The following is a 14,954-nucleotide window of genomic DNA, read 5'->3' on the forward strand; positions in this document are numbered from 1 at the left end:
CTGGCTGAGGGTGCACTGGCTAGCGTGGGCCCATGCCGCTGCTCCCCTCCGCGCCACCGCTGACGCTGCCCGACCTGACCGGCTCGACCTACGTGGTCACCGGCGCGAACTCCGGCCTCGGGCTGGAGACGACGAGGGCGCTGGTGGGCGCCGGCGCGCACGTCGTGCTCGCGGTGCGCGACACCGAGCGTGGCCGGCAGGCCGCCGCGTCCGTGACCGGCCCGGGCTCCACGCAGGTGCGGGCCCTCGACCTGGCCGACCTCTCCTCGGTGCACGCGTTCGCCGACGCCTGGGACGGGCCGATCGCCGGCCTGGCGTGCAACGCCGGGATCATGATGGTGCCCGAGGGACGCACCGCGGACGGCTTCGAGCGGCAGATGGGCACCAACCACCTGGGCCACTTCGCGCTGGTCAACCTGCTCCTGCCGCGCGTGACGGACCGCGTCGTGGCGGTCTCCTCCCTGCTGCACCGCGGCCCGCAGGTCGACCTCGACGACCTCGAGCTCGCCGGCGGCTACACCCCGACCCGAGCCTACCAGGCCTCCAAGCTGGCGAACCTGCTGTTCGTGCTCGAGCTGGACCGGCGCCTGGTCGCCGCCGGCTCGCCGGTGCGGGCGCTGGCCGCCCACCCGGGGTACGCGGCCACCCATCTCCAGAGCCACCACGCCAGCCGGCTGGCCGTGGCCGCGATGGCGATCGGCAACGCGGTCGTCGCCACGTCCGCGGCCGAGGGCGCCCGCCCCACCCTCATGGCGCTCACCGACGACCTGCCCGGCAACACCTTCGTCGGCCCCACCCGTCTCGGCGGCACCCGTGGTGCCCCGGGCCCGGTGGGACGGTCGGCGGAGGCGCTCGACACCGCCACCGCGGCGCGGCTGTGGGAGGTCTCCGAGGCCCGGACCGGGGTCACCTGGCCGCTGTGAGGCGCGACCGGCGGGGGAGCGGCCTCAGCCGGCCAGCCGCGCGCCGAACACGAACCGGCAGTCGGTGAGGCGCAGCGCCACCCGCTCGGGGTTCTCCCGCGGCTGGCGGTACCGCGCGGCGTAGCGCTCGACGGCACGGGCGACCTCGGCCGGGTCGTCGACGACCTCGGCCTGCGCCTCGAGGGTCGACCAGCGTGCCCCGTCCACCTGGCAGGCGGCCACGAAGGAGTCCAGCGGGTCGCCGGAGGCGGCCGCGGCGCGCAGCGTGCGCACCTTGCGCGACCCGCCGCCGGCGATCACCCACGCGCAGCCCCGCTCGGGGTCCAGCGCGACCCCCACCGGGACGACGGCGGGGCGGCCGTCGGGGCGACGCGTGGTGAGCGTGCACAGGTGCCGCTCGGTCCAGAAGGCCGCGAGGGCCTCGGGCAGCGGCTCCCAGCCGCCGTCCGGTCGTGTCGACGGGCGCAGTGACGCCATCAGATCCACCTCTCGAACCAGATGCGGCCCAGCCACTGCGAGTGCGTCAGCAGCTGGTTGGTGAAGATCGGCCAGAACCACGCGAAGTTCAGCAGCACCAGCACCACGAACGAGCCGCTGACCACGACCCCGATCGTGCGTCGCGCCGTGGGCTCGCGCGAGGGCCCGATCAGGTGCCCGATGCCCAGCGTCACGCTCAGCACCAGGAACGGCAGCGTGAGGATCGCGTAGAAGAGGAAGATCGGGCGCTCGTCGTAGAGCAGCCACGGCAGCCACGTGGACGCGGTGCCCACGACCGCCACGCCGTGGCGCCAGTCGCGGGCCAGCACCCACATCACGCACGAGAACAGCAGCGCGATGCAGCCGCCCCACCACAGCACCGGGGTGCCGATCAGCAGCACCTGGCGCAGGCAGTCGCTGCCCTCGGGCGCGGTGCAGCCGCGGGTGCCCGGCTCGATGCCGGTGTCGGCGGCGACCCCGACGGGGCGGTTGAGGAACAGCCAGCCCGACGGCTGCGACTGGTAGGTGTGGGTCGCGCAGTTCAGGAAGTGCGTGTGGAACGTGTACACGTCCTGGTGGTAGTACCAGAGCGAGCGCAGCGACTGGACGACCTCGCCCAGCCCGCTCGCGTCCGGCTCCGTGGCGGTGGGCCAGCGCGCGTCGGGGTCGGGGTCGTCGGAGACGAACGACTCCCCGTCGCAGTGGCCCGAGCCGGTGAACTGCGTGTACTGGGTCGAGGAGAGGTGCTCCTCGTACTGCGAGGCGTGCACCAGCCAGCCCGTCCACGAGGTCACGTAGACCACGAGCGCGACCAGCACGAGCTGCGCGAACGCGCCGAGGCCGTCGACCAGCGCCGAGCGCAGCCAGGCCCCGCGGACCCCGAAGCTGCGCCGCGCGCCGGCGCTCCAGAGCCACACCAGCACGCCGAACGCGGCCAGCGGGTACGCGGCGGTCCACTTCGTGCCCGCGGCCAGTCCGAAGCTCACCCCCGCCACGATCAGCCAGGGCCGCAGCAGCAGCCCGCGGACGGGTCCGAAGCCGCCGTCCACCTGGGCCGGAAGCCGGTCGGCGAGGCGGCGCCGGAACCAGTCGCGGTCGGCCGCGATCGCCGCCACCGCGCAGAGCAGGAAGAACGCGCAGAAGATGTCGAGCAGCGCCAGCCGCGAGAGCACGAACTGCATCCCGTCGAGCATCAGCAGGACGCCCGCGACCAGCCCGAGCGTGAGGGAGCGGGTGAGGCGGCGCACCAGCCGCACCATCACCACGATCATCAGCGACCCGATCACGGCGGCGGCGATGCGCCAGCCGAACGGGTCCATCCCGAAGAGCTTCTCGCCGAGGCCGATCAGCCACTTGCCGACCTCGGGGTGCACGATCATCGACGGCTCGCCGTCCCACAGGCCGCGCACGGTGCCGTCGAGGATCTGGTCGTTGGCGTCGTCCACGTACCCCTGGACGTAGCCGTGGTTGATCAGCGACCAGGCGTCCTTGGCGTAGTAGGTCTCGTCGAACTCGAACTCCGCCGGGCGGCCGAGGTGCCACAGCCGCAGGAACAGCGCGAGCAGCCCGAGCGCCAGCGCGGAGGCCCACGCGATCACCGGGTCCTCGCCGCGCAGCCGGTGGCGGGCGCGCTGCCAGGCCGAGGGGACGCCGGACCCGCCGGCGCTGCGGGAGAGCAGCTGTCGCTCCGCCGCTCCCTGTGCGGGTCCCTGGGCCGATCCTGGGCGCGGTGCTGCCTCGCCCTCCGGCGCCTGGGTGCTCACGGCGGGCATCGTACGCAGCGGCGCCTGACCGGGCCCGGCGGATCGCCCGGCCGAGATCGCCCTCCTCGTCCGCAGGAGGCAGGATGGCGACGTGCCCGGAACCGACAGCAGCGACAGCCCCGCCGGCCGCCTCGTCCTCGCCGCGACCCCCATCGGCCGCGTCGACGACGCCCCGCCGCGCCTGGCGGCCGAGCTGGTGCGCGCCGACGTCGTGGCCGCGGAGGACACGCGTCGCCTGACCCGGCTGCTGCGCGAGCTCGAGATCGAGGCCCCCGGGCGGCTGGTCTCCTACTTCGAGGGCAACGAGTCGGCCCGCACCCCGGTGCTGCTCGAGGCGCTGCTGGCCGGCGAGCGCGTCGTGCTCGTCACCGACGCCGGCATGCCCAGCGTCTCCGACCCCGGCTACCGCCTCGTCGCCGCGGCGGTCGAGCACGACGTGCCGGTCACGGCCGTGCCGGGCCCCAGCGCGGTGCTGACCGCGCTGGCCGTGAGCGGCCTGCCGGTCGACCGGTTCTGCTTCGAGGGCTTCCTGCCCCGCAAGGCCGGCGAGCGGTCGCGCCGCCTGTCCGGCATCGCCGCGGAGGAGCGGACGATGGTCTTCTTCGAGGCCCCGCACCGCACGGAGGCCGCCCTGCGCGCCATGGCCGAGGCCTTCGGCGCCGACCGCCGTGCCGCCGTGTGCCGCGAGCTGACCAAGACCCACGAGGAGGTCGTGCGCGGCGGGCTCGGCGAGCTGGCCGACTGGGCCGCCGGGGGCGTCCGCGGCGAGGTCACCCTCGTGGTCACCGGCGCCGAGCCGGTGGCCGCCGTGGGAAGCGACCCCGCCTCCCTGCTCGCGGCCGTCGCCGACGCGGAGGCCGAGGGCACCCCGCGCAAGGACGCGATCCGCGAGGTCGCCCGCCTGGCCGGCGTGCCCAAGCGGGTCGTCTACGACCTCGTGCACAACCCGTCGGCCTGACCCCCGGCCTGACACCCGGCCTGACACCCGGCCTGACACCCGAGCCCCCGAGCCGCCCCCAGATCGGAGCCACGATGGACCGCCTCACCCAGGTGACGACGCCCGACGGCCTCGTCCTCGACGTCACCGACACCGGACCGCTGGACGGCACCCCCATCGTCCTGCTGCACGGCTTCCCCGAGCGCGCGACCTCCTGGCGGCTGGTCGCCCCGCTGCTGCACGAGCGGGGCCTGCGGACCTTCGCCGTCGACCAGCGCGGGTACGCCCCGCGGGCCCGGCCGCGCGGGCGCCGCGCCTACCGGCTGGAGAACCTCGCGGACGACGCCGGGGCGGTCGTGGCCGCCGTCCGCGCCGCCACCGGGCAGCCCGTGCACGTGGCCGGCCACGACTGGGGCGCCGCCGTCGCCTGGGCGGTGGCCGCGCGACCCGGGCTGGTGGCCTCCCTCACCGCGCTCTCGGTGCCGCACCCCGCGGCGTTCCTGCGCTCGTTCACCCGCTCCGACCAAGCCCGACGCTCCTGGTACATGGGCTTCTTCCAGCTGCCCCGCGTGCCCGAGGCCCTGGCCCGCCGCGCCGGCGGATCCCTGGAGAGCCTGCTGGCGCGCACCGGCATGACGACGCCGGAGCTGGCCCGGTTCCGCGCCGAGGTCGTCGAGACCGGCGCCCTGACCGGCGCGCTCGGTTGGTACCGCGCGCTGCCGCTGGCGCCGCCGAGGGTGGGCCGCGTCCGGGTGCCCACCACGATGGTGTGGTCCGACGGCGACGACGCCATCGGCCGGGCCGCGGCCGAGGGCTGCGAGGACTTCGTGGTGGGCGAGTACGAGCTGGTCGTGCTCGGCGGCGTCACGCACTGGATACCGACCCAGGCGCCCGAGGCCGCCGCCGAGGCGATCGCCGCCCGGGTGCTGGGCCACCGGGAGGACGTGCGCGGGGACCAGCAGGACGGGGAGCAGCAGTGAGCGAGCAGGACCAGGGGGCCGTGCGCAGCCGCGCGGCGACCAGCGAGGACGGCGCCCGCCGCAACCGCGAGCGCCCGCCGGCGCCGGAGCCGCTGCCGCACCCGGTGGTCGACAACCACTGCCACCTCGACATCGCCGACGGCGACTGGCTGGCCACCGCGGACGCGCTGGCCGCCTCGGCCGCGGTGGGCGTGCCGCGGATCGTGCAGATCGGCTGCGACCTCGAGGGCGCCCGCTGGGCCGTCGAGGCCGCCGCCACCCACGAGGACCTCGTGGCGGGCGTGGCCATCCACCCCAACGACGCCGCCACGCTGGACGCCGCCGGTGACCTCGACGACGCGCTGGCCGAGATCGAGCGCCTGGCCGCCGCGCACGACAAGGTGCGCGCCGTGGGGGAGACGGGCCTGGACTACTTCCGCACCGGGCCCGAGGGCGTGGCCGCGCAGAAGCGCTCGTTCGCCTTCCACGTCGACCTCGCCAAGCGGCTGGACCGCACGCTGGTCATCCACGACCGCGACGCCCACGCCGACGTCCTGGACCTGCTGGACGCGGAAGGCGCGCCCGAGCGCTGGGTCATGCACTGCTTCTCCGGCGACGCAGACTTCGCGCGGGCCTGCCTCGACCGCGGCGCCTACCTGTCGTTCGCGGGCCCGGTGACGTTCAAGAAGAACGACGCCCTGCGCGAGGCGCTGCGGGTGGCCCCGCAGGACCGGGTGCTCGTGGAGACCGACGCCCCCTACCTGACGCCGCACCCCTACCGCGGGCGCCCGAACGCCTCCTACCTCGTGCCCGTCACGCTGCGGGTCATGGCCGAGACCCGTGGCGAGGACCTGGGCGAGCTCTGCGCGGCGATCGACGCCACCACCGACCGTGCGTTCGGCGGGCCCTGGGGGAGCGGTGCGGGGCACGCGGCGGGGAGCGGGCGCTGAGGCCTCGGCCGCCGGCCCCGTCCGTCACACCCACCACAGGCGTCACAAACGCTTGCTCCCGGAGTGCTCGTCCGGTCGTGAACCACCCGTGAAGATCGTCACCGCCGTCCGGGTCGCGTCCCACCCGGGCGACCGTCGCGGGACGGGCTCGCGCAAGGTCACGAAAAGATCACGTCCGTGCAGGTCGGAACACGGGTCCGGGTGTTTGCGCAGGTCGGCGACCACCCCCGGGGAGCGGCACATCGGGGTGAGGGGTCGTCCACAGGCTGTGGACATCAACTTGCGCTCACCGGGACTCGCTGGTCTTCTGGGTCGCTGACAGCCGGGTGGGCGCGCACCACGCACCCACCGGCGGAGCCCTCTCGTGCAGCCGGACGGTGCACCCACCGCGCCGGAGGAGCGAGAGCGGCCGCGGGTCCTGCCCGCGGCCGCAGCCGGCCCGCCGGTCGCCTTGCCCGGGTAGCTCGACGTTCGGAGAACTGTGCAGCACTCGCTGATGACCCTGGCCCGCAGCCGCGCCCTGCTCGTCGCCCTCGCCACCGTCGTGGTGCTGGCGCTCGCAGGCACCACGGTGGGCTACGCAGCCCTCGGCAAGACCGTGACCCTCAGCCTCGACGGCTCCACCCAGACCGTGGACTCCCGTGCCGACACCGTCGGCGAGCTTCTCGACGCCGAGGGCGTCGAGGTCGGCCCGCACGACGTCGTGGCGCCGGGCGTGGACGAGTCGCTCGAGGACGGCACCGCCGTGACCGTGAAGTTCGGTCGCCAGCTGCACGTCGAGGTCGACGGCGAGAAGAAGAGCTACTGGGTCACCGCGACCGACATCGGCTCCGCCCTGGACGAGATCGGCCAGAGCTACGGCAACGCCGACCTCTCGCTCTCCCGCGGCGGCACGCTCGACCGCTCCGGCGCCACGCTCTCCGTGGTCACGCCGAAGAAGCTGACGCTCAAGGTCGGCGCGAAGAAGCCGGTCACCCGCACCTACACCGTCTCCACCGTCCGCGAGGCGCTCGCCGCCGCCGGCGTGGAGCTGGACGGCCGCGACTCGGTGAAGCCCGGCCCCCGTGCCGCCGTCGAGAGCGGCGACCGGATCGTCGTCACCGACGTGGAGGTCCGCAAGCGCACCGTGGCCGAGGCCATCGGCTTCGACACCGTCGAGCGCGAGGACTCCTCCTCCTTCGAGGGCACCGAGACCGTCGTGACCGACGGTGTCTCCGGCAGCCGCGACGCGACCTACCGCGTCCTCTACCGCAACGGCGAGGTCGTCAAGCGCACCCTCGTGAAGGCCGTCGTCACCACGGAGCCGGTCGACGAGGTCGTCGAGGTCGGCACCAAGGCGCGACCCGAGCCCAAGGCGACGAAGTCGAGCACCGCCACCAACTTCGCCTCCGGCAGCACCGTGTGGGACCAGCTCGCCCAGTGCGAGTCCGGCGGCAACTGGGCCATCAACACCGGCAACGGCTACTACGGCGGCCTCCAGTTCAACCTCAGCACCTGGCAGGCCTACGGCGGCACCGGTCTCCCGAGCGAGAACAGCCGCGAGACCCAGATCGCCATCGCCACCAAGCTCCGTGACGCCAACGGCGGCTACGGCGCCTGGCCCGGCTGCGCGGCCTCGCTCGGCCTCCCGACCTGATCGGCGCCTGGTCGGCGCCTGATCGGCGCCCGTCGCCGCCGAGTGCGGTCGACGGCCCCGGGCCGACTAGCCTGACCCCATGACAGACACCTCCGCCGGTCCGAGCCTGCTCGGGCCGGCGGAGGTGCGTCTGCTCGCGGACGAGCTCGGCCTGCGCCCCACCAAGCAGCGCGGCCAGAACTTCGTCATCGACCCGAACACCGTGCGCCGCATCGTGCGCGAGTCCGGCGTGGGCGAGGCCGACGTCGTCGTCGAGGTCGGCCCCGGGCTGGGGTCCCTGACCCTGGCCCTGCTCGAGGTGGTGCCGCGGGTCGTGGCGATCGAGATCGACGACCTGCTCGCCTCCCGGCTCCCGCGCACGATCGCCGAGCGGGCCCCCGGTCGCGAGGGCGACCTCGAGATCGTGGGTTCCGACGCCCTCAAGGTGGACGCCCTGCCCGGCCCGCCGCCCACGGCGCTGGTCGCCAACCTGCCCTACAACGTCTCGGTGCCGGTGCTGCTGCACCTGCTCGCGCTCCTGCCGTCGCTGGAGCGGGGGCTGGTGATGGTGCAGGCCGAGGTCGCCGACCGGCTCGCCGCGAAGCCCGGCTCGAAGGTCTACGGCGTGCCCTCGGTCAAGGCCGCGTGGTTCGCCGACGTCCGCCGCGCCGGCGCGATCGGGCGGAACGTCTTCTGGCCCGCACCCAACGTGGACTCCGGGCTCGTCGCCTGGACCAGCCACCCGGCACCGCTCGGCCCCTCGGGCGGCCCGGTGCGGCGCGAGGACGTCTTCGCCGTCGTCGACGCCGCGTTCGCCCAGCGCCGCAAGGCCCTGCGCGGGGCCCTGCGCGCCATCGCCCCCGCCGCGTCGGTGGACGAGGCCCTGGCGGGTGCGGGCGTCGACCCGCTGGCCCGGGGTGAGAGCCTGGTCATCGACCACTTCGTCGCGGTCGCCGAGGCGCTCGCCGCCACCGGGTGGTCCGCCACCGCCAGGTCGGGCAAGGCCCGGACCCGGGCCACCGACAGCCAGGAGAAGAGCCCCGGGTCACCGGGGGAGGAGAACGCGTGAGCCTGCTGACCGACGAGCCCCTCGGCCCCCGGGTCACGGTGCGGGCGCCGGCCAAGATCAACCTCTATCTCGGTGTCGCCGCGCTCGCCGCGGACGGGTTCCACCCGCTGACCACCGTCTTCCAGGCGGTGGGGCTCTACGACGACGTCACCGTCAGCGAGGCCACGGAGTGGTCGCTGCGGGTCGTCGGCGACCCGCGCCTGGACCTGGAAGCGGTGCCCACGGACGACTCCAACATCGCGCTGCGCGCCGCGCGCCGCCTGCTCGCCCACCACGGCATGGAGCACCGGGCTGCCGCGATGACGATCCACAAGTCCATCCCGGTGGCCGGCGGCATGGCCGGCGGCTCGGCGGACGCCGCGGCCGCCCTCGTGGCCGTCGACCGTGCCCTGGACCTCCAGACCTCCGACGACGACCTGCTGGCCATCGCGGCCGAGCTGGGCAGCGACGTCCCCTTCTCCCTCCTCGGCGGCACCGCCGTGGGCCGCGGCCGCGGCGAGCAGCTGGAGGACCTCGAGGACGCCGGCGGCTGGTGGTGGGTCGTCATCGAGAGCGACGAGGGCCTCTCGACGCCGGCCGTCTACCGCGCGTTCGACGAGCTGCACGCCCAGCAGGGCACCGAGCCCGACCCGCACGCGCTGGAGCTGCCGACCACGCTGGTCGAGGGCCTGGTCAACGCCCAGGTCGACCTCGTCGGCGTCACCCTGTGGAACGACCTCCAGGAGCCCGCGCTCCACCTGCGCCCGGACCTGCGCCGCACCCTCGAGGACGCCGGCTCGTGCGGCCGGGGCGCGGTGCTCTCCGGCTCCGGTCCCACCGTGCTGGTGCTGTGCGCCAGTCGGGAGGAGGCCGACGCGGCCCGCGAGAAGCTGGCCGGGCTGGGGCACGAGCGGGTCACCGCCGTCCCGGCGCCCGTCGCCGGCGTCCACGTGGTGGAGCACGCCTGATGGCCGCCCCCGTGAACCTGCTCAACCTCGAGAAGGTCTCCAAGTCCTACGGCGTCCGCCCGCTGCTGAGCGAGGTCTCGCTCGGCGTCGGCTCCGGCGACCGGATCGGCATCGTCGGCCGCAACGGCGACGGCAAGACCACGCTGCTGCGGGTCATGACGGGCCAGGAGGAGCCGGACGACGGCCGCGTCTCGGCCCAGCGCGGGCTGCTCGTCGGCTACCTGCACCAGGGAGACCGGCTCGACGACACCCACTCGGTGCGCGAGGCCGTCCTCGGTGGTCGCGCCGACCACGAGTGGGCCGCCGACCCGCGCACCCGCGAGGTCGTCACCGAGCTGCTGGCGGGCGTCGAGCTCGACCGCGCCGTCGTCGGGCTCTCCGGCGGCGAGCGCCGCCGCTGCGCGCTGGCCTCGCTGCTGCTGGCCGACGACGACCTGCTCGTCCTCGACGAGCCCACCAACCACCTCGACGTCGAGGCCGTCGCCTGGCTGGCCCGGCACCTGGCCCGCCGCAGCTCCGCGCTCGTCGTCGTCACCCACGACCGGTGGTTCCTCGACGAGGTCTGCCAGTGGACGTGGGAGGTCCACGACGGCGCCGTCGACGTCTACGAGGGCGGCTACGCCGCCTTCACCCTCGCCAAGGCCGAGCGCGCCCGCCAGGCCGCGGCCACCGAGGAGAAGCGGCAGAACCTCGTGCGCAAGGAGCTCGCCTGGCTGCGTCGCGGCGCCCCCGCGCGCACCTCGAAGCCGAAGTTCCGCATCGACGCGGCCAACCAGCTCATCGAGGACGAGCCGCCGCCGCGCGACCGGCTCGAGCTGGAGAAGTTCGCCACCCAGCGCCTGGGCAAGGACGTCGTGGACCTCGAGGACGTCGACCTGGTCCGCGGCGACCGGCGGCTGCTCGAGCGCGCCACCTGGCGCATCGGCCCCGGCGACCGGATCGGTCTCGTCGGCGTCAACGGCGCCGGCAAGACGTCCGTGCTCAACCTGGTCTCCGGCGCCGTGCCGCCGTCCGCGGGCCGGGTCAAGCACGGCCGCACCGTCGCGCTCGCCCACCTGACGCAGGCGATCGACGAGGTCGACCCCGAGGCCCGGGTGCTGGCCACGATCGAGCGCACCAAGGCCGAGGTGAGGACCGTCGGCGGCCGCGAGCTGACCCCGACCGCGCTGCTGGAGCAGTTCGGGTTCACCGGCGACCGGCTCACCGCGCGCCTGGGCGACCTCTCCGGTGGCGAGCGCCGCCGCTTCCAGCTGCTCAAGCTGCTGCTGGAGGAGCCCAACGTGCTGCTCCTCGACGAGCCCACCAACGACCTCGACATCGAGACGCTGCGGGTGCTCGAGGACTTCCTCGACTCCTGGCCGGGCACGCTCGTCGTGGTCTCCCACGACCGGTACTTCCTCGAGCGCGTCACCGACGCCACCTGGGCGCTGCTCGGCGACGGCCAGGTCTCGCTGCTGCCGCGTGGCGTCGACGAGTACCTCGAGCGGCGGACGGCCCTCCTGGCCGCCCAGGAGCGCGCCGAGGCCGCCTCCCCGGCCGCTCCCGGGGCTCCGGCCGGGTCCTCCGCCGGCCGCGCCAAGGCCGGCTCCGCCGACGAGCGGGCCGCGCGCAAGACGCTGGCGCGGCTGGACAAGCGGCTGGAGCGGATCGGCGAGCGGGAGGCGGAGCTGAACGCCGCCGTCCTGGAGCACGCCACCGACCACGAGCGGCTCGCAGGCCTCTCCGCGGAGCTCTCCGCCCTGGCGGCGGAGAAGGACGACGTCGAGGCCGAGTGGCTGGAGGCCGCCGAGCTCCTCGAGTGAGGGGACGGGCGGGCGGACGTGCGCAGCGGTGACTGGGACCCCGGGCACTACCTGACGTACGCGGACGAGCGGGCGCGCCCGTTCCTCGACCTGCTCGCCCGGGTGCCGGCGTCCGCCCCGGGTCGTGTCGTCGACCTCGGCTGCGGACCCGGGACGCTGACGGCGCTGTTGGTGCACCGCTGGCCGGACGCGCACGTGCTCGGCGTGGACGCGAGCGCCGCCATGGTGCAGCGGGCGCGCGAGCTGGAGGGCGTGGAGGGTCTCGAGGTCCGGCACGCGGACCTGCGCGACTGGGCGGCGGAGCCCGGCGACCCGGTCGACGTGCTCGTCAGCAACGCCACGCTCCAGTGGGTCCCCGGGCACCTCGCGCTGCTGCCCACGCTGGTCTCCCGGCTCGCCCCCGGCGGCCTGCTGGCGCTGCAGGTGCCCGGCAACCAGGACGCGCCCAGCCACGCCCTGCTGCGCGGGCTGGGCGCCCGGGAGCCGTACGCCGAGCACCTCGGCGGCGTGGCCTTCCCCCACGCCCACGACCCGGCCGACTACCTGGAGGTCCTCGTTGGTGCCGGCTGCACCGTCGAGGCCTGGGAGACCACCTACCTGCACGTGCTCACCGGGCCCGACCCGGTCCTCACCTGGGTCAGTGCCACCGGGGCCCGGCCGACCCTGGACGCGCTGCCCGACGACCTGCGCCCGGCGTTCGTGGAGGCCTACCGGGCGGCGCTCGGCGAGGCGTACCCGCCGGGGGAGCACGGCACGGTCCTGCCGTTCCGGCGGGTCTTCGCGGTGGCCCGCCGCGACTGACGCGCGTGCCGGCACGGCCTCAACCGCGCCCGATCACGGCCGATCAGGACTGGGACCAGCCGCCCCCGATGCCCCCGTGTCGCCCGTCGCCCAGGAGGTGCCCGTGCAGACGAACCGTGACGTCCTCGTCCTCACCGGAGGCGCCTCGCGCGGCGCCGTGCAGGTCGGCATGATGCAGGCCCTGGCCGAGCACGGGGTGCGCCCCGCCGGCTTCGTCGGCACCTCGGTGGGGGCGCTCAACGCCACCTACCTGGCCGGCCACGACCCGGTCGACGGCGCCGACGAGCTGGCCGAGCACTGGCTGCGGCTGCGCTCGCGCGACGTCTTCCCCGGCAGCCACTGGGGCCGTCCGCTGCACGTGCTGCGGCATCGCACCTCCCTCTACCGCACCGAGGGCCTGGAGCGGCTCGTGGACGCGTGGACGACGGCCCGCCGGCTGGAGGACCTGCCCGTGCCCGTGCGCGTGTGCACCGCGCGGCTGGAGACCGGGGAGGCCGTGTACCACGACACCGGGCTGCTGCGGTCGGTGCTGCTCGCCTCGACCGCCCTGCCGAGCGTGTTCCCGCCCGTCGTCCTGCCGGGGGACGACGGCCTGGCCGGGACGCACGTCGACGGCGGGATCGGCGACCTGGTGCCGCTGGCCGGTGCCACGGCCCTGGCGCCGACACGGGTGTTCCTCCTCGACGCCACCGTGGGCCCGCGGAACCGGCCCCTGCGGCACCCGATCGACGTGCTGCTGGCCGCGCTGTCGGTCTCCATGCGCATCCGTCCGCGGGTCGACCTGGCCGGGGTGGAGCTCGTGCACCTGACCGCCCCCGACCTGGACGTGCGGATGCACGACTTCTCGCGCACCGCCGAGCACGTGCGGCTGGGGCGCGAGCACGCGCGGGCCGTCCTGGGCGGCGTGCGCGACCTCGCGGCCTGACCTCGCAGCCCGGGCCCGCGCGGCCTCAGGCGTGCGGCGTGCCCGAGAAGGGCACCAGGAGGGTGCGCAGCAGGTCGGCCAAATCCTCGTGTTGCTCGGCCGGCAGCGAGGCCAGCAGGACGCGCTCGGCGTCCAGGAGGCGGGTGAAGGCGCTGTCGACGACGGCGCGGCCCTCGGGCGTGAGCCGGACGAGGACGCCCCGGCGGTCGGCCGGGTCGGGGTGACGCTCGACGAACCCGCGGGAGGTGAGCCGGTCGACGCGGTTGGTCATGGTCCCGCTGGTCACGAGCGTCTCGCGGATCAGCCGACCGGGGGAGAGCTCGTAGGAGCCGCCGGCGCGCCGCAGCGCGGCCAGCACGTCGAACTCCCAGGCCTCGATGCCCTCGGCGGTGAACGCCTCGCGGCGGGCCAGGTCGAGGTGGCGGGCCAGTCGGCTGATCCGGCTGAAGACCGCGACGGGGGCGATGTCCAGGTCGGGGCGCTCGCGGCCCCAGGCCTCGCTCAGCTCGTCGACGTCGTCCCGCACCCGACCAGTGTAGGCCATGCCGCGGACCGTCGAGATTCTCGATGTCGAGACAATCCCGTCGTCGAGAGGAAGGCACTGGGGTTGATCGGCCTTCCGGGCTGGACCGGTCTACTAGGCTGTGAGGTCGTGAGGACCTTGTCGGAGCGTCGCGGACGTTCACGCCGGGACGTCATGGGATGCTTGTCGACGAGCGACCTGCCCGAAGTTGGGCAAATCTCCGGGAATCCCCCACGGGGTACCCGGATGCTCGGCAGGCTGAGCACCACCCTGTCGTTCGGGCGACAGGTGATCACTGACACTTCTCTCACCAGATGCCCGTGCGGGCATAACCTCGACCCACGAGGAGCGTTGGAGAAGTGTTGGGCGTCGACCGGAGAACGACACGGGGGAGTGCGGGAGACCGGACCGGCGACTGGCGGCTCGACATGGGGTCGAGCCACAGACAGATTCCCGCAGCAGAGAGGCACCACCCGTCATGGACAGCAAGCCTGAGCTCGTCAGCGTCGTCAACCGCCTGCGCCGTGCGCAGGGTCAGCTCGGTGGCGTGCTGCGCATGATCGAGGAAGGTCGCGAGACCGACGACGTGCTGAGCCAGCTCAAGGCCGTCTCGCGCGCCCTCGACCGGGCCGGCTTCGCCCTCATCGCCACCGAGCTGCGTCGCTCGCTGGCCGACCTCTCGGAGGAGGAGGTCGCTCGCCTCGAGCGCAGCTTCCTCTCCATGACCTGAGGCTCGGTTCGCGCACGCAAGTTACCGATCGGTAGATCCGTTGTAGGCTGGCTCACATGAGCTCGGTCCACGCGCTGTGGCGCACCACGACGAACCTGCCGGTCGTCGGCCCCGTCCTCGGCAAGCGGGTCTTCTCCCTCCTCTTCGGGCAGAAGGCCCCCTACTTCGCCACCATCCGTCCGCGGTTCACCGTGCTCGAGCCCAACCGGGCCGAGCTGGTGATCCCGCTGCGACGCGGGGTGAAGAACCACATCGGCACCCTGCACGCCATCGCGCTGTGCAACGGGCTGGAAGCCGCGATGGGCGCCCTCGCCGAGGTGACCATCCCCGCCGACAAGCGGTGGATACCGAAGGGCATGGACGTGGCCTACACCGCGAAGGCCAGCAGCGACGTCACGTGCGTGGCCGAGACCGACCCGGAGCAGTGGACCTCGGACGAGCCGGCCCTCGACGTGGGGGGGGGCGGCCCCCCCCCCCCCCGCCCCCCCCCCGGGGGGGGCGGCATCCAACACTGGGGGGCGCCGCGCCCGGAG

15 protein-coding genes are annotated in these 14,954 nt (G+C 74.6%); 12 read left to right on the forward strand and 3 right to left on the reverse strand.

The genetic code is table 11. The annotated features are described in order from the left end of the window. Positions 1-32: 32 nt before the first annotated feature. On the forward strand, positions 33-923 hold the full coding sequence (locus M8316_RS06220; RefSeq protein WP_250052981.1) for an SDR family NAD(P)-dependent oxidoreductase: 891 nt from the start codon (positions 33-35) through the stop codon (positions 921-923). Positions 924-947: 24 nt separating this feature from the next. On the opposite strand, the gene M8316_RS06225 is transcribed toward M8316_RS06220, so the two are convergent. Both M8316_RS06225 and M8316_RS06230 read right to left on the reverse strand, forming a co-directional pair. Further along, positions 948-1,400, reverse strand: a complete 453-nt coding sequence (locus M8316_RS06225) for a pyridoxamine 5'-phosphate oxidase family protein (RefSeq protein WP_250052984.1) — start codon at positions 1,398-1,400, stop codon at positions 948-950. Further along, complete coding sequence (locus M8316_RS06230; protein ID WP_250052986.1) at positions 1,400-3,163, reverse strand: dolichyl-phosphate-mannose--protein mannosyltransferase; 1,764 nt, start codon at positions 3,161-3,163, stop codon at positions 1,400-1,402. Before M8316_RS06230 ends, M8316_RS06225 begins: the two co-directional genes overlap by 1 nt. 91 nt (positions 3,164-3,254) lie before the next feature. Here M8316_RS06230 and rsmI point away from each other — a divergent pair, with 91 nt between their 5' ends. From rsmI to M8316_RS06280, 9 genes are all read left to right on the forward strand, one after another. Next, a complete protein-coding gene (gene rsmI / locus M8316_RS06235) occupies positions 3,255-4,121 on the forward strand; it encodes a 16S rRNA (cytidine(1402)-2'-O)-methyltransferase (RefSeq protein ID WP_250052987.1) in 867 nt (288 codons plus the stop codon). Between the two features lie 74 nt (positions 4,122-4,195). Then, the gene (locus M8316_RS06240) at positions 4,196-5,080 is read left to right on the forward strand and encodes an alpha/beta fold hydrolase (protein WP_250052988.1); all 885 of its coding nucleotides are present in this window, start codon (positions 4,196-4,198) and stop codon (positions 5,078-5,080) included. 20 nt (positions 5,081-5,100) lie between these two features. Beyond that, a complete protein-coding gene (locus M8316_RS06245) occupies positions 5,101-6,009 on the forward strand; it encodes a TatD family hydrolase (protein WP_250053000.1) in 909 nt (302 codons plus the stop codon). A gap of 496 nt (positions 6,010-6,505) precedes the next feature. Further along, positions 6,506-7,645 carry a resuscitation-promoting factor gene (locus M8316_RS06250; protein WP_272494819.1) on the forward strand — a complete coding sequence of 380 codons (1,140 nt, stop codon included), beginning with the start codon at positions 6,506-6,508 and terminating at the stop codon, positions 7,643-7,645. Between the two features lie 79 nt (positions 7,646-7,724). Next, complete coding sequence (gene rsmA, locus M8316_RS06260; RefSeq protein ID WP_250052989.1) at positions 7,725-8,693, forward strand: 16S rRNA (adenine(1518)-N(6)/adenine(1519)-N(6))-dimethyltransferase RsmA; 969 nt, start codon at positions 7,725-7,727, stop codon at positions 8,691-8,693. Beyond that, positions 8,690-9,640, forward strand: a complete 951-nt coding sequence (locus M8316_RS06265) for a 4-(cytidine 5'-diphospho)-2-C-methyl-D-erythritol kinase (protein ID WP_250052990.1) — start codon at positions 8,690-8,692, stop codon at positions 9,638-9,640. The genes rsmA and M8316_RS06265 overlap by 4 nt, the downstream gene beginning before the upstream one ends. Continuing rightward, on the forward strand, positions 9,640-11,442 hold the full coding sequence (locus M8316_RS06270; protein ID WP_250052991.1) for an ABC-F family ATP-binding cassette domain-containing protein: 1,803 nt from the start codon (positions 9,640-9,642) through the stop codon (positions 11,440-11,442). Before M8316_RS06265 ends, M8316_RS06270 begins: the two co-directional genes overlap by 1 nt. A gap of 18 nt (positions 11,443-11,460) precedes the next feature. After that, positions 11,461-12,243, forward strand: coding sequence for a methyltransferase domain-containing protein (locus M8316_RS06275; RefSeq protein ID WP_250052992.1), 783 nt, complete (start codon positions 11,461-11,463; stop codon positions 12,241-12,243). Between the two features lie 103 nt (positions 12,244-12,346). After that, positions 12,347-13,168, forward strand: coding sequence for a patatin-like phospholipase family protein (locus M8316_RS06280; protein ID WP_250052994.1), 822 nt, complete (start codon positions 12,347-12,349; stop codon positions 13,166-13,168). Positions 13,169-13,193: 25 nt separating this feature from the next. Here M8316_RS06280 and M8316_RS06285 read toward each other — a convergent pair whose 3' ends face one another. Then, positions 13,194-13,712 carry a MarR family winged helix-turn-helix transcriptional regulator gene (locus tag M8316_RS06285; RefSeq protein ID WP_272494820.1) on the reverse strand — a complete coding sequence of 173 codons (519 nt, stop codon included), beginning with the start codon at positions 13,710-13,712 and terminating at the stop codon, positions 13,194-13,196. A gap of 457 nt (positions 13,713-14,169) precedes the next feature. Between M8316_RS06285 and M8316_RS06290 the strand changes: the two genes are divergently transcribed. Together M8316_RS06290 and M8316_RS06295 are read left to right on the forward strand one after the other, a co-directional pair. After that, entirely contained in the window at positions 14,170-14,421 is a 252-nt protein-coding gene (locus tag M8316_RS06290; RefSeq protein ID WP_250052996.1) for a metal-sensitive transcriptional regulator, read from the forward strand. A 56-nt stretch (positions 14,422-14,477) separates the two neighbouring features. Further along, positions 14,478-14,954 (forward strand): hotdog fold domain-containing protein (locus M8316_RS06295; RefSeq protein WP_250052998.1); only part of this gene is annotated, 477 nt, incomplete at its 3' end.

Source organism: Nocardioides bruguierae, from assembly GCF_023554635.1.
Taxonomy (GTDB): domain Bacteria; phylum Actinomycetota; class Actinomycetes; order Propionibacteriales; family Nocardioidaceae; genus Nocardioides; species Nocardioides bruguierae.